17 protein-coding genes are annotated in these 17,395 nt (G+C 65.8%); 3 read left to right on the forward strand and 14 right to left on the reverse strand.

The window, feature by feature from the left end:
• Together DCM80_RS29740 and DCM80_RS29745 are read left to right on the forward strand one after the other, a co-directional pair.
• Complete coding sequence (locus DCM80_RS29740) at window positions 1–1,110, forward strand: ABC transporter ATP-binding protein (RefSeq protein WP_257194940.1); 1,110 nt, start codon at window positions 1–3, stop codon at window positions 1,108–1,110.
• Window positions 1,107–1,874 (forward strand): SDR family NAD(P)-dependent oxidoreductase, encoded by a 768-nt coding sequence (locus DCM80_RS29745; protein ID WP_257194941.1) that lies wholly within the window; start codon window positions 1,107–1,109, stop codon window positions 1,872–1,874. Before DCM80_RS29740 ends, DCM80_RS29745 begins: the two co-directional genes overlap by 4 nt.
• A 140-nt stretch (window positions 1,875–2,014) precedes the next feature.
• On the opposite strand, the gene lpxB is transcribed toward DCM80_RS29745, so the two are convergent.
• The 3 genes from lpxB to lpxA are packed head-to-tail and all read right to left on the reverse strand — an operon-like array spanning window position 2,015 to window position 4,858.
• Window positions 2,015–3,193: a lipid-A-disaccharide synthase gene (gene lpxB, locus DCM80_RS29750; protein ID WP_257194942.1), complete on the reverse strand. Its 1,179-nt coding sequence runs from the start codon at window positions 3,191–3,193 to the stop codon at window positions 2,015–2,017.
• Window positions 3,190–4,047, reverse strand: a complete 858-nt coding sequence (locus tag DCM80_RS29755) for an LpxI family protein (RefSeq protein WP_257179980.1) — start codon at window positions 4,045–4,047, stop codon at window positions 3,190–3,192. Before DCM80_RS29755 ends, lpxB begins: the two co-directional genes overlap by 4 nt.
• Before the next feature lie 19 nt (window positions 4,048–4,066).
• Window positions 4,067–4,858 (reverse strand): acyl-ACP--UDP-N-acetylglucosamine O-acyltransferase, encoded by a 792-nt coding sequence (gene lpxA / locus DCM80_RS29760; protein ID WP_257194943.1) that lies wholly within the window; start codon window positions 4,856–4,858, stop codon window positions 4,067–4,069.
• A 175-nt stretch (window positions 4,859–5,033) separates the two neighbouring features.
• Here lpxA and DCM80_RS29765 point away from each other — a divergent pair, with 175 nt between their 5' ends.
• Complete coding sequence (locus DCM80_RS29765; RefSeq protein WP_257194944.1) at window positions 5,034–5,357, forward strand: KTSC domain-containing protein; 324 nt, start codon at window positions 5,034–5,036, stop codon at window positions 5,355–5,357.
• Between the two features lie 27 nt (window positions 5,358–5,384).
• Here DCM80_RS29765 and fabZ read toward each other — a convergent pair whose 3' ends face one another.
• From fabZ to DCM80_RS29820, 11 genes are all read right to left on the reverse strand, one after another.
• The gene (fabZ, locus tag DCM80_RS29770) at window positions 5,385–5,846 is read right to left on the reverse strand and encodes a 3-hydroxyacyl-ACP dehydratase FabZ (protein WP_028136118.1); all 462 of its coding nucleotides are present in this window, start codon (window positions 5,844–5,846) and stop codon (window positions 5,385–5,387) included.
• Window positions 5,843–6,910, reverse strand: coding sequence for a UDP-3-O-(3-hydroxymyristoyl)glucosamine N-acyltransferase (lpxD, locus tag DCM80_RS29775; protein ID WP_257194946.1), 1,068 nt, complete (start codon window positions 6,908–6,910; stop codon window positions 5,843–5,845). Before lpxD ends, fabZ begins: the two co-directional genes overlap by 4 nt.
• A 125-nt stretch (window positions 6,911–7,035) precedes the next feature.
• Complete coding sequence (gene bamA, locus DCM80_RS29780) at window positions 7,036–9,558, reverse strand: outer membrane protein assembly factor BamA (RefSeq protein WP_257194948.1); 2,523 nt, start codon at window positions 9,556–9,558, stop codon at window positions 7,036–7,038.
• Window positions 9,559–9,734: 176 nt separating this feature from the next.
• Entirely contained in the window at window positions 9,735–10,886 is a 1,152-nt protein-coding gene (gene rseP / locus DCM80_RS29785; RefSeq protein ID WP_028136115.1) for an RIP metalloprotease RseP, read from the reverse strand.
• Between the two features lie 43 nt (window positions 10,887–10,929).
• The gene (gene dxr, locus DCM80_RS29790) at window positions 10,930–12,153 is read right to left on the reverse strand and encodes a 1-deoxy-D-xylulose-5-phosphate reductoisomerase (RefSeq protein WP_028136114.1); all 1,224 of its coding nucleotides are present in this window, start codon (window positions 12,151–12,153) and stop codon (window positions 10,930–10,932) included.
• A gap of 4 nt (window positions 12,154–12,157) precedes the next feature.
• Window positions 12,158–13,000 carry a phosphatidate cytidylyltransferase gene (locus tag DCM80_RS29795; RefSeq protein ID WP_257194949.1) on the reverse strand — a complete coding sequence of 281 codons (843 nt, stop codon included), beginning with the start codon at window positions 12,998–13,000 and terminating at the stop codon, window positions 12,158–12,160.
• Window positions 12,997–13,755, reverse strand: coding sequence for an isoprenyl transferase (locus DCM80_RS29800; protein ID WP_126257374.1), 759 nt, complete (start codon window positions 13,753–13,755; stop codon window positions 12,997–12,999). Before DCM80_RS29800 ends, DCM80_RS29795 begins: the two co-directional genes overlap by 4 nt.
• Window positions 13,756–13,767: 12 nt before the next feature.
• Window positions 13,768–14,331, reverse strand: coding sequence for a ribosome recycling factor (frr, locus tag DCM80_RS29805; RefSeq protein ID WP_028136111.1), 564 nt, complete (start codon window positions 14,329–14,331; stop codon window positions 13,768–13,770).
• A gap of 68 nt (window positions 14,332–14,399) precedes the next feature.
• A complete protein-coding gene (gene pyrH, locus DCM80_RS29810; protein WP_028136110.1) occupies window positions 14,400–15,116 on the reverse strand; it encodes a UMP kinase in 717 nt (238 codons plus the stop codon).
• Window positions 15,117–15,176: 60 nt separating this feature from the next.
• A complete protein-coding gene (gene tsf / locus DCM80_RS29815; RefSeq protein ID WP_257194950.1) occupies window positions 15,177–16,100 on the reverse strand; it encodes a translation elongation factor Ts in 924 nt (307 codons plus the stop codon).
• A 132-nt stretch (window positions 16,101–16,232) separates the two neighbouring features.
• A complete protein-coding gene (locus DCM80_RS29820; RefSeq protein ID WP_028136108.1) occupies window positions 16,233–17,228 on the reverse strand; it encodes a 30S ribosomal protein S2 in 996 nt (331 codons plus the stop codon).
• Window positions 17,229–17,395: the final 167 nt, after the last annotated feature.

The following is a 17,395-nucleotide window of genomic DNA, read 5'->3' on the forward strand; positions in this document are numbered from 1 at the left end:
ATGGCAGCACTGAGCATTCGCGCCCTGTCCAAGCGCTACGCCAATCTGGAAGTGCTGAAGGACATCGCGCTCGATATCGAGAGCGGCGAATTCACCGTGCTGGTCGGACCGTCCGGCTGCGGCAAGTCCACGCTGCTCAACATCGTCGCCGGGCTGGATAGCCCGAGCGCGGGAGCGATCGAGATCGGCGGCCGCGTCGTCAACGACGTCCCGCCCAAGGACCGCGACATCGCCATGGTGTTCCAGTCCTACGCGCTCTATCCGTCGATGACGGTGCGGCAGAACATCACGTTCGGGATGGAATGCCGTCACGTGCCCAAGGCCGAGCAGGATGCGGCGGTCGCCAATGTCGCAAAGCTGCTTCAGATCGAGACGCTGCTCGGCCGCAAGCCGTCGCAGCTCTCCGGCGGCCAGCGCCAGCGCGTCGCGATGGGGCGCGCGCTGGTCCGCGATCCCCTGCTCTTCCTGTTCGACGAGCCGCTCTCCAATCTCGACGCCAAGCTGCGCGTGGAGATGCGGATGGAGATCAAGCGGCTGCACCAGCGCATCGGCGCCACCATCGTCTATGTCACCCACGACCAGATCGAGGCCATGACGATGGCGACGCGGATCGCCGTGATGCATCAGGGCTGCGTGCAGCAATTCGCCGACCCCGATACCGTGTACCGCTATCCCGCCAATCTGTTCGTCGCGCGCTTCATGGGCTCGCCGCCGATGAACACGCTGCCGGCACGGCTCGAAGCCGAAAATGACGGGCTGGTGGTCGTGATCGGCGCCGGCCGGCCGGACCAGATCCGCCTCCGCCTGAGCGGCTATGACAGCGCAGCTTCTTTTGTCGGACGCGACGTGGTGTTCGGCATCAGGCCGGAATGCATCGCCGAGGGCAGCCGCGTGTTTTCGAACGATGCGCCCGTCCTCGTCGAGGCGCCCGTGGACATGGTCGAGCCGACCGGCGCCGAAACGATGGTGTCGCTGCGGCTCGGCGGCGAACCGGCGATGGCGCGCATCTCACCCGATATCCGGCCCGTGCCGGGCACGTCCGCTTCTTTCGCGCTCGACACCCGCCGCATTTGCCTGTTCGACCCCAAGACGGAGCGACTGATCGTATGACCAAGACGAGTTATGCCGGCCTCGCCGACCGCGTGGTGCTGATCACCGGCGGCGCCAGCGGCATCGGTGCCGCCTTCGTGCGCGCCTTCGCTGCCCAGCGCGCCCGGGTCGCGTTCCTCGATATCGATGCAGCAGCCGGCAAGGCGCTGGCCGCCGAGGTCGCGGCCGCATCCGGCGCCGCGCCGCTGTTCCTGCCCTGCGATCTCCTCGACATCGAGGCCTTGCGCGCCGCCATGGCCGAGGTGCGGCGATCCCTTGGCGATGCCGCCGTGCTCGTCAACAACGCCGCCAACGACCAGCGCCAGGTGCTGGCGGAGGTGACGCCCGCCGAGTTCGACTGGATGATCGGCGTCAATTTCAAGCACGTCTTCTTTGCGGCGCAGGCGGTGGTGCCGCAGATGCAGGCGCGCGGCGGCGGCTCGATCATCAACATGTCATCGATCGCCTGGATGCGCGGCGCCCCGGCGCTGCCGGTCTACGCCGGGGCCAAGGCGGCGATCGTCGGCTTCACCAACTCGCTGGCCCGTTCGGTCGGCCCGAACCGCATCCGCGTCAACGCGATCGCGCCCGGCATGGTCGTGACCGAGCGGCAGCGCCGGCTATGGTATCCGGACGAGAAGGTCATCGCCGAGATGCGCTCGCGCCAGGCCGTTCCCGATGCGGTCACGCCCGAGGACATCGCCAACATGGCGCTGTTCCTCGCCTCCGACGACAGCCAGCGCATCACCGGCCAGTGTTTTCGGGTCGATGCGGGCCTTGCGTAGGGGCGTAGTCCAGCGACACTAGCGCAACATTCGCGGTGTCGTAGGGTGGGCAAAGCGCAGCGTGCCCACCGTCTCTCTCCTCGACCGAACGAGACATTTGGTGGGCACGCTGCGCTTTGCCCACCCTACAAGATCGTCACCTATCTCCCGCCCCTGCGCATCGTGGCCAGCACGACATCGGCCGCCAGCACGCTCGGTGACTTGTTGCCGGTCGACATAATCCGGTCGAGCTGGGCAAAGGCCTCGACCTGCTGCCGCCGCAGCGGGGAATCGGTCAGCACGTCATGAAGCGCGGGCGTCAGCTTCTCTGGCGTGCAGTCTTCCTGAAGATATTCCGGAATGACATCCCTACCGATCACGAGATTGGCGAGGATCACCGAGGAGACGCGGATGGCGCGGCGCAGGATGAAGGCCTCGACCGCGCCGACGCGATAGGCCGTCACCATCGGAATGCCCGACAGCGCGAGCTCCAGCGTCACCGTGCCGGATTTGGCCAGCGCCGCATGCGCGACGCGGAAGGCGGCGCGCTTCTCGTTCTCGCCGATCACGATGCTCGGCTTGACCGGCCAGCTTGCGATGCCCTCGCGGATGGTGGCTTCCAGATGCGGCATGGTCGGCAGCATCAGCTCGAAGGCACAGCCTTCCGCCTGCAGGCGGCCGATCGTTGCGCCGAACACGCCGAGATGATGCCTGACCTCGCTACGGCGGCTGCCGGGCAGCACCAGCAGCACCGGCGGCTCGCCATTACGGCGCGCCTGCTCCTCCGCGTCCGGCCGAAGCGAGGACAATTGCTCGATCAGGGGATGGCCGACATAGCTGCATGGCGGTCCGCCGAGCTTGCGGTATTCCTCCGGCTCGAACGGCAACAGGCCCAGCACATGGTCGACATACCCGAGCATGGTGCGCGCCCGTCCCGGCCGCCATGCCCAGAGCTGCGGCGAGACGTAATCGACGATCGGAATCGTAGAATTCTTCGCGCGCACGCGGCGGGCAACGCGATGGGTGAAATCGGGGCTGTCGATGATGACGAGCGCGTCCGGCGCGGCTTCCAGCACGGCATCCACGGTCTGACGGATCAGCCGCAGGATCTTCGGCAATTGCTGCACCACCGCGGCGAAGCCGACGATCGACAGCTCCTCGATCGGAAACAGCGATTCGAGCCCCTCGCGCGCCATGGTGCGGCCGCCGACGCCGACGAATTCGACGCCGTCGCCGAGGCGCTGGCGCAGCACCTTCATCAAGGCGCTGCCGAGCCGGTCGCCGGATTCCTCGGTGGCAATCAGGCAGATCCTGCGCTTGGGATCGCGCGACTGCATCACGCCGGCAGGCCGATGACGAAGAGATATTTGGCGTTGGCCAGCGCGATCATCGCCTGCGGCTCGGCGGCGATGGTGTTGCCGGCGATGACGGCGATGCCGGCGAGCCCTGCGGCGGCAACACCTTCGAGCGTGCGTGGGCCGATCGTCGGCAGGTCGAAGCGCAGGTCCTGGCCGCTCTTCGGCGCCTTCACCAGCACGCCGCGCCCGGCGGCCGCTCGAATGCGTCCCTCCTCGCGCAGCCGCGCCACGCGCGCGAGCAGAGCGTCGGTGCCCTCGATGTCCTCGACTGCCACCACATGGCCGTCGATCACCACCGCCGCCTGGCCGATGTCGAACGGGCCGAGCGCGGTCAGCACCGCACGGCCCCGCTCGATGTCGGCCTTGCTGTTGTCGTTCGGCCAGGCGCGACTGATGCAACCTTCCGGCATCAGGAGATCCGGGGCCACGTCCTTGATGCCGACCATGCGAAAGCCGTCCTGCTCGAGGAGGCGGCCGACGCCGGACAGGAGATGATCGTCGCCGCCGCGAAAGGCGCGGATGACGTTGCCGAGCAGGCGCAGCGTCTTGACGTCGAACCGGATCTCCGCGAGCGAGGGGCGCACCAGGGTGCCGATGAAGATCAGGTCGCGGCAGCCTTCCTCGCGAAACAGCCGCATCGCACGGCCGAGCTGGCCGACCGAGATCCAGCGATGACGGAATTTCTCGACCCGGGCCGGATCGCAGGCCCCGCGAAGCGGAAACAGCACCGGCGTGATGCCGCGGGCGGCGAGCGAGTCGGCAACCGCGAACGGCATGGCGCCGCCGCCGGCGACGATGCCGACCGGCGATGAGACCTGCGAAGCCGCCGATGTCATGCCCGGGGCCATCCCAAGGTCACTTCGCGATGGCGGGAAGGCAGAGCGGGCGTTTGCCCTTGCCGATGAAGTCGAGGATTTCCGCGATCGCCGGATCCTCGCCCGCGAGCGGCCTGGATGCCTCCAACCGCTCGGCGAAGGTACCGGGGCCGAGGAAGAGTTTCTGGTAGAATCCACGCACGATCGCCAGCCGCTGCTTGGTGAACTTGCGCCGCTTCATGCCGATCAGGTTGAGGCCTTCCAGCACCGCGTATTGGCCGTTGACGAGGCCGAACGGGATGATGTCGTCGCGCACGCCACAGACGCCGCCGACCATGACCTGAGGCCCGATGCGGGTGAACTGGTGCACGGCGGACAGCCCGCCGATGAAGACGAAGTCCCCGATCTCGCAGTGCCCGCCGAGCGTCGCCGAGGTCGCGAAGATCACGTCGTTTCCGACGTGGCAGTCATGGCCGACATGACTGCAATTCATGAAGTAGCCGCGATCGCCGACCGTGGTGATGCCGCCGCCGGCGACGGTGCCGGCGTTCATCGTCACGGATTCCCGGATGGTGCAGCCCGATCCGATCTTGAGCTTCGTCAGCTCGCCCCGGTAGCTGAGCGACTGCGGCGGCGTGCCGAGCGAGGCAAAAGGATAGATGGTGCAATCGTCGCCGATACTCGTCTGCGCCGTGACATGCACATGCCCGATCAGCTTGCAGTTCGCGCCGATCACGACATTCGGGCCGATGATGCAATAGGGCCCGATCTCGGTACCCTCGCCGATCACGGCGCCGTCCGCGACCCGTGCGGTGGGATCAATCCTGCTCATCAAGCAATCTTACTCGTCAGGAAGTTCTGATTATGTGTTGAAGTCATTCGGTTTTCCGGTGGTTACCGCGTCTATGCCCGATCTGTCCAGTGACGTATCATCTCGCCGTGTTTCAAGTATCGGATGAGGCGGCCGTCCCGGTCCGCCCCGGAGTTCATGCGGAGCTTCAACAACCGTGGTCAGGGCCTTGGCACTTCTGCTCGCACAGCTCGCGGCCGCGCCGATCGTATCCGAGACGGTCGAGACCGGCGATCGCCGACCGGTCGACCTCGCGACATTCGAATGCCGCGACATCAATCGCAGCACCGTGCTTCAGCGTGTCTGCTACGACCGCGCGCGGCACGATCTCGTCGTCGCGACCGGCGGCTCCTATGCGCGCTATTGCGGCGTCGCCGCCGAGACGGTCGACCGCCTGCTCGGCGCGCCGTCCATGGGCCAGTTCTTCAACCGGCACATCCGGCGCGAGGCCGCCGGCGGCCGCTACGATTGCAGCGCCTGAGCCCCCATCCGCTGGGCCTGGAGCCGCTCAGTCCGTCAGCATGGCCCCGACATCGGCCTCGGCGACGACGACGCCATTGACCTTGGCATCGCCGTGAAACCACCACATCGCCTTGCGGCGCCCGAGCGAGCGCATGTGATACTCGATGGTGTCACCGGGCAGCACCGGCTTGCGGAACTTACACTTGTCGATGGTGAGAAAATACACCGCGCGCGGCTTCTCGGTGCCTTCGACCGACTTGATGCCGATCACGCCGGCGGTCTGCGCCATCGCCTCGATCATCATGACGCCGGGATAGACCGGGCGCTCCGGGAAATGCCCCTGGAAGGCCGGCTCGTTGAAAGTGACGTTCTTGATGCCGATGCCGCTGTAATCGGCGCGGATGTTGATCACGCGATCGATCAGCAGCATCGGAAAGCGGTGCGGCAGGGTCTGGAGGATGGCATTGATATCCACCAGCTCGAACTTCACAGGTGATTCCGCCGTCATTCCCGTCCCTCGTCCTTCGCATCGGCCTTGCTGTCGCGCACCAGGCGCTCCACCGCGATGATCTCCTTGAACCATTGCTTGGTCGGCTTGGCAAAGAAGCCACCCCAGCGCCCGCCCGGCGGGATGTCGTCCTTGACGCCGCTCATCGCGGTGACCTGGGCTCCATCTCCGATCTTGAGGTGGTTGTTGATGCCAACCTTTGCTCCAAGCGCCACGTTGTCGCCGATGGTCAGGCTGCCGGCGAGGCCGATCTGGGCCGCCAGCAGACAGTGCCGGCCAATGGTCACATTGTGGCCGATCTGGACCTGATTGTCGATTTTGGTCCCCTCGCCGATCACGGTGTCACGCAGGCTGCCACGGTCGATCGTGGTCCCGGCGCCGACCTCGACATCGTTCTGGATCAGAACCCGGCCGGTCTGCGGCACCTTCAGATGGCCCTCGGGGCCGAAGAAGATGAAGCCGTAGCCGTCCTGGCCGATCGAGCAGCCGGGATGGATCAGCACGTTGTTGCCGATCAGGGCGCACTGGATCGCGGTCCGGGCGCCGACGTTGCAGTCCCGGCCGATCTTGACCCCGGGACCGATCACCGCCCCGACGCCGACCACGGTGCCGCTGCCGATCTCCACATCCGGGCCGATCACCGCCAGGGGGTCGACGATCACGCCGTCCTCGAGCCGGGCCGAGGGATCGATGATCGCCGACGGTGCGATACCGTCATTGCCGACCCAGGATTGCGGCCTCAGCGCGTCCCCGTGCCATTCCCGCGCGATCCTGACGAAGGCCCGGAACGGCTGCGCCACCCGCAGCACGGCCACATGGGCGGGCACCTGGGCCTCGAAGCGCGGGCTGACCAGGCAAGCGCCGGCCTTGGTCGCCTTCAGCTCGTCGGCATATTTGAGGTTGTCGAAGAACGCCAGATGCATCGGGCCCGCTTCGTCGAGCGAAGCAAGGCCGGTGATGACGTGGCCGCCCCTGCCGGGATCGACCAGCTCGGCCTTGGCCAGCGCGGCAATGTCGGCCAGCCCTGAGGCAGGCGGCTTTGTGAAGAAGATCGGCTGCGCCATTCCACCCCGTCGCGGTCCGGCTTCGGCATGAAGCGGTCAGGCCGCATCATGCCCCAACTCTTGGAATGGCACGATCCCCTTCGGAAACCGGCTCCATTGATCCGGATCGTGCCGTGCTGATCGAACTAGAACGTGGTGCCGCCGCCGAACCGGAATTCCTGCGTACGGTCGTACTTGCCCTTGCTGAGCGGCACGGCGTAGTCGAAGCGCAGCGGACCGAACGGCGACTGCCAGATCAGGCCGACACCAACCGACGAGCGGATGACCTTGCTGTCGTCATAGACGAGGCCGGTACAGGTCCCCGTCGTTGACGGGTTGATGCTCGACGGGATGCAGCCCGGCGCGTTGACCTCGTTGGTCGTGGTCCAGCTCGTCGGTCCCTTATAGTCGTAGAGGCCGCCGGCATCGGCATAGACCGCGCCCTTCAGACCCACTTCCTTCGGCAGGAACCAGAACGGCATCTGCAGTTCGAGCGAAGCACCCCAATACTTGGTGCCGCCGAGCGCGTCGCGCGAACCGAACGGGTTCAAGTCACGCGGGCCGATGCCGTTGGGAGCAAAGCCGCGGACCAGGTTCGGACCCATCTGGAAATGGTCGAGCATCCGCAGATCGTCGTTCATCTTGGTCAGAATGCCGCCCTGGAGACGGACGAGACCGACAATGTCGGACACCAGCGGGGCATAGTACTTTCCGTCCGCCGTGGTCTTCAGATAGGACACGTCGCCGCCGACGCCGGCGAAATCCTGCCGGAAGTCGATGAGCAGACCGTCGGTCGGGTTCTTGTTGTTGTCCAGGGTGTTGTAGGTGAGCGTGTAGCCCAGCGCCGAGGTCAGGGTCTTGCCGTTGGCAAGCTCCCTGCGCACCGGCAGCGAGGCTTCGCCGTCGTTGTAGCAACCGAGGCCATTGGTCGAGCTCAGGTCGATGCCGTTGGCGGCTGCGTAAGCCGGGCTTGGATTGAACGCCCCGCTGGCCGGATTGTTGTTACAATTCGCCAGGTAGCTCGGCAGCGTGATTTCCTGCTGGTAGATCGAGTAGCGCAGCTGCAGCGACAGATCTTCACGCAACGAGAAGCCGAGGCGCGGCGAGAAGCCGAGCGTCTTGGTGCCGTAGGAGATGTAGTTGTTGGCGAGCTGCTGGCGCTGATAGAGGTCGAGGCCGAGCGCGACGCGGTAGTCGAGCAGATAGGGTTCGACGAACGACAGCGAGTAGCCGCGGGCATACTGGCCGTAGGTCACCGCCGCCTTGGCGAACAAGCCGCGGCCGAGCAGATTGCGCTCGGAGACCGAGACTTCGGCCAAAGCGCCGTCGGTGGTGGAGTAACCGCCCGAGATCGAGAAGTCGCCGGTTGATTTCTCTTCCATGTCGACGACCAGGATCACGCGATCGCTCGACGAGCCCGGCTCGGTCGTGATCTTCACGCTCTTGAAGTAATCGAGGTTCTTCAGGCGCCGCTCGGCACGATCGACCAGAGCGCGGTTGTAGGCATCGCCCTCGGAGATGTCGAACTCGCGGCGAATGACGTAGTCGCGCGTGCGCGTGTTGCCGCGCAGGTTGATGCGCTCGATATAAGTGCGCGGGCCCTCGTCGATGTTGAACACGACGGAGACAGTGTGCGCCTCGAAGTTGCGGTCGCCGCCGGGACGGACCACGGCGAAGGCGTAACCGCGGCGCGAGGCCTCGATCTGCATCTCCTCGACCGATTTTTCGACCGATTCGACGTTGTAGAGCGAGCCGGCATGGACGCGCGAATAGCCGCGCATCGACGATGGATCGAAGTTCGGGATGCTGGAGCGGAAGTCGACCGAGCTGACGCGGTATTGCGCGCCTTCCTCGATCTTGAAGGTGACGTTGAAGCCCTTCTTCTCGGGGTCGTATTCGGTCAGCGCAGCCACCACCTGGACGTCGGCGTAGCCGTTCTTGAGATAGAAGCGGCGGATCAGGTCGCGGTCGGCTTCGACGCGGTCGGGATCGTAGACGTCACCGCTGCCGAGGAAGCTCAGCAGGTTCGTCTCGCGCGTCTTGATGACGTCCCGGAGGCGGTAGGACGAGAACGCGTTGTTGCCGACGAACTCGATCGACTTGACGCCGGTCTTGACGCCCTCCTCGACGGTGAAGATGAGATCGACGCGGTTGTTCGGCTGCTCGATGATCTCGGGCGTGACGCGCACGTCGTAGCGGCCGGACCGGCGATAGATCTCGGCGATTCGCAGCGTGTCGGACTGCACCATGGCGCGGGAGAAGGTGCCGCGCGCCTTGGACTGCACCTCAACGGTGAGCTGCTCGTCCTTGATCTTCTTGTTGCCCTCGAAGGCGATCCGGCCGATCACCGGGTTTTCGACCACCGAAACGACGAGCTGACCGCCGGGACCGCGGTTGATCCTGACGTCCTGGAACAGGCCGGTCTCGATCAGCGCCTTGAGGCCGTCGTCGATGGCGCCTTGATCCAGGCGACCGCCCGGACCCGGCTTGAAATAGGAGCGGATCGTCTCCACCTCGACGCGGCGATTTCCCTGGACGGAAATCGACTGAACGGTCTGAGCGAGCGCAGACGAAGACACAAAAACAGCCCCGACCGGGGCAACCACCGGCGCGCCGAACATGATCAGGGTTGCGAGCAAGCCCCCCCGGAGTCGCAGTCCAAACTTCATCGCGCAACGCGCCCTTATCATTCCGTGCCAGACCCAACCCCAACGCCGGTCCGGAGATTCCCCAAGTCGAGGCCGCTTGTAGCCAATTTCGCCGACGCCGCAAACGGCCGAAAGCGTCGAGATTTCAATTTCATTCCAAGACGTTGCTCAACAGCAACGCCACAAAAAAGCCTCCATCAAGATGCCGCCATCCGCAGGATGTCGTTGTAGGTCGCAAACACCATCAGCATCAGCACCAAGCCGAGCCCGATTCGGAACCCCATCTCCTGGGTCCGCTCGGACAGCGGCCGGCCGCGGAGCACTTCCGCCGCGTAGAACATAAGGTGGCCGCCATCGAGCAGCGGGATCGGAAACAGGTTCAGCAGGCCGATCGACACCGACAGCACCGCGCAAAGGTTGATCACGAACTGGAACCCGGCGCTGGCCGCCTGCCCCGACATCTTCGCGATTCCCAGGACGCCGCTGACCTCGTTGGGATTGCCTTGCCCGACGAACAGCGAGCCCAGGAACTTGAAGGTGCTGGTGATGATGAACCAGACCTGCTCGACCCCGATCTTGAGTGCCTCGCCGATGCCCACGGGGGCGGTCGAGGCCTCGCCGGCCTGTGCCTTGTGCTCGATCCCGAGCACGCCGAGACGGTGGCTGTTGCCGAACGGATCCTTGCGCTCGAGCAGCGCCGGGGTCGCCGTCAGCGAGACGATGGTACCGTCCCGCTTCACCTGGAAGGCAAGCGCCGAACCCGCGTTCATCGCAACGATTCGCTGCATGTCGGCAAAGCTCTCGATCGGCTTGCCGTCGATCTGGACGACCACGTCCCCGACCTTGAAACCTGCCGCAGCCGCAGCGCCGTCGGCAACGACGCCGTCGACGCGCGCGATCGTGCTCGGCTTGCCGTAATACAGCGCCATGCCGGCGAAGATCAGCGCACCCAGGATGAAATTGGCGATCGGGCCGGCCGCAACGATGGCGGCGCGCGGGCCGACCTTCTTGTGGTGGAAGCTGCCGGAGCGCTCCTCGGCCGTCATGGATGCAAGCGTCTGCGCGGACGGGGTCGAGGCCTCGCTCTCGTCGCCGAAGAACTTGACGTAGCCGCCGAGCGGGATCGCCGACACCTTCCAGCGGGTGCCATGGCGGTCGTTGAAGCCGATCAGCTCGGGGCCGAAACCGAGCGAGAAGGTCAGCACCCGCACGCCTGCCCAGCGCGCGACCAGAAAGTGGCCGAGCTCGTGGAAGAACACGACGATCGTCAGGACGAACAGGAAGGGAACCGCGTAGCCCAGGACCCCATGGCTCAACGTATTGAAACTATGGGTGAAAAAATCGATCATCGAATTCCCTCTTCCAGCGCCGCAAGGCCCTGGTCCGAACCAACTAGGATGCCTTTAAGGCAATTTGAGGCAATAGGGCGGCAGCTCTATTTCGCGCAACATGGTCAACAGAGATTGCATCGTCGGCGGACGTCAGCGGTGCCTGGTTCCCGCTGCGGATCCAGTCGTCCAGCGTCGCCTCCACCAGCCGGGCGATCGCGCCGAACCGGATCTTGCCGGCGATGAACGCGGCGACCGCGACCTCGTTGGCCGCGTTGTAGACCGTGGTCGCCCCCTTCCCGGTCCTGAGCGAATCGAACGCCAGGCGCAGGCCGGGGAAGCGCTCGAAATCGGGCGCCTCGAAGGTCAGCTGACCGATCTTGGCGAGGTCCAGCTTGGCCGCCGGCCCCTTGATCCGGTCCGGCCAGCCGAGGCAATGCGCGATCGGGGTGCGCATGTCGGGCGCGCCGAGCTGGGCCACCACCGAGCAGTCGGAGAACTCGACCATGCCGTGGATGATCGACTGCGGATGAACGAGAACGTCGATCTCCTCGGGCGCGAGCGCGAACAGATAGGACGCCTCGATCACCTCGAGGCCCTTGTTCATCATCGAGGCGGAATCGATCGTGATCTTCTGGCCCATGCTCCAGTTCGGATGCTTCAGGGCCTGCGCGAGGGTCGCCTGCTCGATGTCCGCCGGCTTCCAGGTGCGGAACGGGCCGCCCGAGGCCGTGATAATGACGCGGACCAGTTCGTCGCGATTGCCGGAGCTCAGCGCCTGGAACAGCGCATTGTGCTCGGAATCGGCCGGCAGGATGCATGCGCCCGCCTTGGCGGCTCGCTGCATGAAGAAATCACCGGCGCAAACCAAGCATTCCTTGTTGGCCAGCGCCACATGCGCGCCGCGATCGACCGCGGCCAGTGCCGGCTTCAATCCGGCGGCGCCGCTCACGGCCGCCATCACCCAATCGGCCGGACGGGCGCCGGCTTCGATCACCGCGCTTTCGCCGGCCCCGCATTCCGTGCTCGTCCCCGCCAGGGCGGCCTTGAGCTCGGCGAATTTGGAGGCGTCGGCGATCGCGACATAACGCGCGGAAAATTCCTTTGCGAGCTTCGCCAGCGCCGCGACATTGCCGTTCGCCGTCAGCGCTTCGACGCGGTAGCGCTCGGGCGAGGCCCGCAGCAGATCCATCGTGCTGTCGCCGATCGAGCCGGTGGCGCCGAGCACCGTGACGCTGCGGACGGATGACGCCGCAGCCTTGTTGTTTCGCAATGGGACCGCGCTCATATCCTCACCAAACCATAAGACCGCTTCCGGCGCTATGCACACCATGGCGGAGAAAGCCGATAATCCATGCCGCCAGGATGGCGGCGACAAAGCCGTCCAGGCGGTCCATTAGCCCGCCATGGCCGGGAATTAAGTGACTGGAATCCTTGACACCGAAGCGCCGCTTCACGGCGGATTCGAAGAGATCGCCGAGTTGCGACACCACCGACAGGACGGCGCTGACCAGGAGCAGCGGAACCGCCTTGCCGATGCCGCAGGCGGCAAAACCTCCGGCCACCGCAAGGCTCGCCACGAAGCCGCCGAGCGCGCCGGACCAGGTCTTCTTCGGGCTCACGCGCGGCCAGAGCTTCGGCCCGCCGATGCTGCGGCCGGCGAAATAGCCGCCGATATCGGTTGCCCACACCACGAGCAGCACGAACATCAGCGCGGAGAAGCCGTTGACGAGGTCCTTGCGCAGCAGGATCGAGGCCAGCAACGCCGCCGCTGCGTAGGCAAAACCGGTCGCGGCCCAGACGAACTTGCCGCGCGCGATCAGGGTCACGATCGCGCCGCCGACGAGACCGACGACGACGGAGGTCTTGAGCCCGCCAAAGGCGACCGCGGCGCCCATCATGGCGATGACGACCGTCCCCGCCCCGGTCAGCGCGGCCGAGCCTGCGCCGACCACCGTCAGCCATTCCGCGAACAGCCCGATCGAGACCAGGGTCACGAGCAGCGCCCAGAGCCAGCCGCCGGCATAAGCGATCGCAATGGCGAGCGGCGCCAGCACCAGCGCTGCGAGGATTCGCATCACCAGATTGCTCGGGGCGGGCCTGGCGCCCACCGGTGCGGAATCGTGTTCGCTCACGAGGCGGTTTTCGCGACCAGGCCGCCGAAACGGCGCTCGCGCCTGGCGAATTCGGCGATCGCGCCTTCGAGCGCCGCCTTGTCGAAGTCGGGCCAGTGGATCGGCACGAACACGAGCTCGCTATAGGCGGCCTGCCACATCAGGAAATTCGACAGACGCTGCTCCCCGCTGGTGCGGATGATGAGATCGGGATCCGGAATGTCGGGCGCATCGAGATGCGCCCCGAGCGTCTCGGCATCGATCGTGGCAGGGTCGCGCTTTCCTTCCGCGACCTCGCGGGCGAGCTTTTGCGCCGCCTTGGCGATCTCCTGCCGCGAGCCGTAGTTGAAGGCGACGACGAGCGTGAGACGGGAATTGTCGCGTGTCAGCTCCTCGGCCTCGTTGAGCAGCGCGCAGATGTCGCTCTCGAGCCCCTCGCGCTCGCCGATGATGCGAACCTTGACGCCGTCGCGATGCAGGCTCGCCAGGTCGTTGCGGATGAAGCGGCGCAGCAGGCCGAAGAGATCGCCGATCTCGCTCGCCGGGCGCGACCAGTTCTCCGACGAAAACGAGAAGATGGTGAGATAGCGGATGCCGAGCTCGTGCGAGGCCCGCACGACGCGGCGCAGCGCCTCGACGCCGCGGCGATGCCCTTCCGCACGCGGCAGGCCGCGCGCGGCCGCCCAACGCCCGTTGCCATCCATGATGATGGCGACATGCGCAGGCGCCTCGGACCTGTCAGGTCCTTCCGTTGCGGGCGCGGCGGCGTTGGACATGAAGGCGATGCCTTAAACGGTGAGGATTTCTTTTTCCTTGGCGGCCAGCAATTGATCGATCTCGGCGATGGTGCCGTCGGTCGCCTTCTGCACCTCGTCGGCGTGACGCTTCTGGTCGTCCTCCGACATCTCGTGATTCTTCTCCAGCTTCTTGAGCACGTCGAGGCCGTCGCGGCGGACGTGGCGCGCGGCGACCTTGGCGGCTTCCGCATATTTGTGCGCGACCTTCACCAATTCCTTGCGCCGCTCTTCGTTCAGCTCGGGAATGCGCAGGCGCAGCACCTGGCCTTCGGTCGCGGGCGACAGACCGAGATTGGAATCGACGATCGCCTTCTCCACCGCCTTGACCATCGACTTGTCCCAGACCTGCACCGAGATCAGGCGCGGCTCCGGCACGCTGACGGTGGCGAGCTGGTTCAGCGGCATGTGACCGCCATAGGCATCGACCTGCACCGGATCGAGCATCGAGGCGGAGGCGCGGCCCGTCCGCAAGCCGCCGAGCTCGTGCTTGAGCGAGGCGACGGCGCCCTGCATGCGGCGCTTCACTTCGTTGAGGTCGAAATTACCCGTGGGCATCACGTTTCTCCTTCAAAATCCCGGCGACCGCTCCCGCGCCTTCCCTTTCGGGCGCGTCAGACGAGCCTTCAGCCGGCGACGATGGTCCCGTGGCCGACGCCGCGCAGAATCGCGCCGATCGACCCCGGCTCCGCGATCGAGAATACGATGATAGGCAGCGACGTCTCGCGGGCAAGCGCGAAGGCGGTTGCATCCATCACCTTGTAGCCGCCCTCGATCGCCTGCGAATGGGTCAGCCGGTCAAACCGCGTGGCGGCGGGATCCTTCTTCGGATCGGCCGAGTAGACGCCGTCGACATTGGTCGCCTTCAGCACCGCCTGGGCGCCGATCTCCGCGGCGCGCAGCACCGCGGTCGTATCGGTGGTGAAAAACGGATTGCCGGTTCCGCCGCCGAGCAGCACGATGCGGCCTTCGGCGAGATATTTGTGCGCCGCAGTGCGGGTGAACAGCTCGGAAATCTCGGGCATGACGAAGGCCGACAACGTCCGCGCCGGCGTGCCCTTGCGCTCGATCGCCGCCTCCAGCGCGAGGCAGTTCATCATGGTGGCCAGCATGCCCATGGTATCGCCGGTCGGGCGCGACACACCGCGGCTGGAGACCTCGACGCCGCGCACGATGTTGCCGCCGCCGATCACGACCGCAACCTCGGTGCCGAGCTTGCGGGCGGCGATCAGATCGTCGGCAACCCGGTCGACGGTCGGCTGGTCGATGCCAAAGCCCTGCTGTCCCGCGAGATATTCGCCGGACAGCTTGATCACGACGCGACGGTAGACCGGATCAGTCATGAGCACTTTCCTCGTCCGGGCGCCGCTTCCGGCGGCACGCCGGAAGGAACGTTCCGGCGCTTACTTCTTGCCGCTGGCCGCAGCGACCTCGGCCGCGAAGTCGCTTTCCTGCTTCTCGATTCCCTCACCGAGAGCATAGCGCACAAAGCCCGCGATCTTCACAGGCCCGCCGACCTTGCCCTCGGCCTCCTTCACCGCCTGCGCCACCGACTTGCCGGTGTCGTGGATGAAGGCCTGCTCGAGCAGGCAGACTTCCTTGTAATAGGTCTTCAGGCCGGACTCGACGATCTTCTCGATCACGTTCTCGGGCTTGCCCTGCTGGCGATATTTGTCGGCGAGCACGTCCTTCTCGCGCTTGACGACCGCCGGATCGAGGCCGGACGGATCGAGCGCCAGCGGGTTGGCGGCGGCGACATGCATCGCGATCTGGCGACCGAGGCCAGCGAGCTCGTCGGCCTTGCCGGCCGATTCCAGCGCCACGATCACGCCCATCTTGCCGGCGCCGTCGACGACGGCACCGTGGACATAATGTGCCACGACGCCCTGGCTCACCTCGAGCGACGCCGCGCGGCGCAGCGTCATGTTCTCGCCGATGGTGGCGATCGCGTCGTTGATGGCGGCTTCGACGGTGACGTCACCGACCTTGGCGGCCTTGATCTTCTCGACATCGGCCCCGACGTCGAACGCGACCTGGGCGATCATCTTGACCAGGCCCTGGAACTGACCGTTGCGCGCGACGAAGTCGGTCTCGGAATTGACCTCGACCACGACGCCCTTGGTGCCCTTGGTGAGCGCGCCGATCAGACCTTCGGCGGCGACGCGGCCCGACTTCTTGGCGGCCTTGGACAGGCCCTTCTTGCGCAGCCAATCCTGCGCCGCTTCCATGTTGCCGTCGTTCTCGGTCAGCGCGGCCTTGCAGTCCATCATGCCCGCGCCGGTCGACTCGCGCAGGTCCTTGACCATCGCAGCTGTGATCGTTGCCATCGTTGAAAATCCTTTGTGCCTGCCGGTTCGCCGCGGCGTGGCTCGGAGGCGCCCCGCCGCGGTCCATCTCAGGAATTCGCGTCAACTGAAATGGTGGCCGGATCTCGTCCGGCCAGCCCATCGCTCTCTCGACTATTCCGCTTCCGCGGTCAGCGCCTTGGCCTTGGCCACCCAGGCATCCGCACGGCTCGGCAGACCGACTTCTTCGCCGATCGTGTGCGCGGTGTCGTGGTCGAGCTCGGCGAGCTGCCAGTAGTGGAAGATGCCGAGGTCGTTGAACTTCTTCTCGATCGTCCCCGACACGCCCGGGAGCTTCTTGAGGTCGTCGGCGGTGCCGCGCGGACCTGCAAGGCCCTGGAAGCCGCTCGACGACGCCGCCGGCAGCTCCTCGGCGACCGGCTGAGCCGAGGCGCCGACGTCGATGCCCGAATCACCCTGGGCCCGCGAGATGCCGTCGATCGCCGCACGCGCGATGAGATCGCAATACAGCGAGATGGCGCGGCCGGCATCGTCATTACCCGGCACCACATAGGTGATACCCTTCGGGTCCGAATTGGTGTCGACGATCGCGGCGACCGGGATGTTGAGGCGCTGGGCCTCCTGGATCGCGATGTCTTCCTTGTTGGTGTCGATCACGAAGATCAGGTCGGGCAGGCCGCCCATGTCCTTGATGCCGCCGAGCGAGCGGTCGAGCTTGTCGCGCTCGCGCTGAAGCGTCAGGCGCTCCTTCTTGGTGTAGGAGCTGGCATCGCCGCCGGCCAGCACGTCGTCGAGGTGACGCAGGCGCTTGATCGAGGCCGAGATCGTCTTCCAGTTGGTCAGCGTGCCGCCGAGCCAGCGCGAATTGACGAAATACTGCGCGCAGCGCTTGGCCGCGTCCGCGACGCCGTCCTGCGCCTGGCGCTTGGTGCCGACGAACAGGATGCGGCCGCCCTTGGCCACCGTGTCGCTGACGGCCTGAAGGGCCTGGTGCAGCATCGGCACGGTCTGGGCGAGATCGACGATGTGGATGTTGTTGCGGGTGCCGAAAATGAACGGAGCCATTTTCGGATTCCAGCGGTGCGACTGGTGACCAAAGTGCACGCCAGCTTCGAGCAGCTGACGCATAGTGAAATCGGGTAGTGCCATCGTTTTGATTCTCCGGTTGGTTCCTCCGGAAACGTGTGAGCAAAACGGAGCGTTCGCCCCGGCTGCCACCGGACGGCCTTGTGAGCCATGTTTCCGTGTGAGATGGCGCGCTATATAGCGCCATTTCGGCCAGAAGCAAGGAAATAAGGCGGCCGTCGCGGCCGCCC

Origin of the sequence: Bradyrhizobium sp. WBOS08, assembly GCF_024585125.1 — a bacterium.
In the GTDB taxonomy this organism is placed as follows: Bacteria; Pseudomonadota; Alphaproteobacteria; order Rhizobiales; family Xanthobacteraceae; genus Bradyrhizobium; species Bradyrhizobium japonicum_B.

Coding starts and splice junctions, on each gene's coding strand:
- DCM80_RS29740 (WP_257194940.1), top strand. CDS start 1: ATGGCAGCACTGAGCATTCGCGCCCTGTCCAAGCGCTACGCCAATCTG.
- DCM80_RS29745 (WP_257194941.1), top strand. CDS start 1,107: ATGACCAAGACGAGTTATGCCGGCCTCGCCGACCGCGTGGTGCTGATC.
- DCM80_RS29755 (WP_257179980.1), bottom strand. CDS start 4,047: ATGACATCGGCGGCTTCGCAGGTCTCATCGCCGGTCGGCATCGTCGCC.
- lpxA (WP_257194943.1), bottom strand. CDS start 4,858: ATGAGCAGGATTGATCCCACCGCACGGGTCGCGGACGGCGCCGTGATC.
- fabZ (WP_028136118.1), bottom strand. CDS start 5,846: ATGACGGCGGAATCACCTGTGAAGTTCGAGCTGGTGGATATCAATGCC.
- lpxD (WP_257194946.1), bottom strand. CDS start 6,910: ATGGCGCAGCCGATCTTCTTCACAAAGCCGCCTGCCTCAGGGCTGGCC.
- bamA (WP_257194948.1), bottom strand. CDS start 9,558: ATGAAGTTTGGACTGCGACTCCGGGGGGGCTTGCTCGCAACCCTGATC.
- rseP (WP_028136115.1), bottom strand. CDS start 10,886: ATGATCGATTTTTTCACCCATAGTTTCAATACGTTGAGCCATGGGGTC.
- dxr (WP_028136114.1), bottom strand. CDS start 12,153: ATGAGCGCGGTCCCATTGCGAAACAACAAGGCTGCGGCGTCATCCGTC.
- DCM80_RS29800 (WP_126257374.1), bottom strand. CDS start 13,755: ATGTCCAACGCCGCCGCGCCCGCAACGGAAGGACCTGACAGGTCCGAG.
- frr (WP_028136111.1), bottom strand. CDS start 14,331: ATGCCCACGGGTAATTTCGACCTCAACGAAGTGAAGCGCCGCATGCAG.
- pyrH (WP_028136110.1), bottom strand. CDS start 15,116: ATGACTGATCCGGTCTACCGTCGCGTCGTGATCAAGCTGTCCGGCGAA.
- tsf (WP_257194950.1), bottom strand. CDS start 16,100: ATGGCAACGATCACAGCTGCGATGGTCAAGGACCTGCGCGAGTCGACC.
- DCM80_RS29820 (WP_028136108.1), bottom strand. CDS start 17,228: ATGGCACTACCCGATTTCACTATGCGTCAGCTGCTCGAAGCTGGCGTG.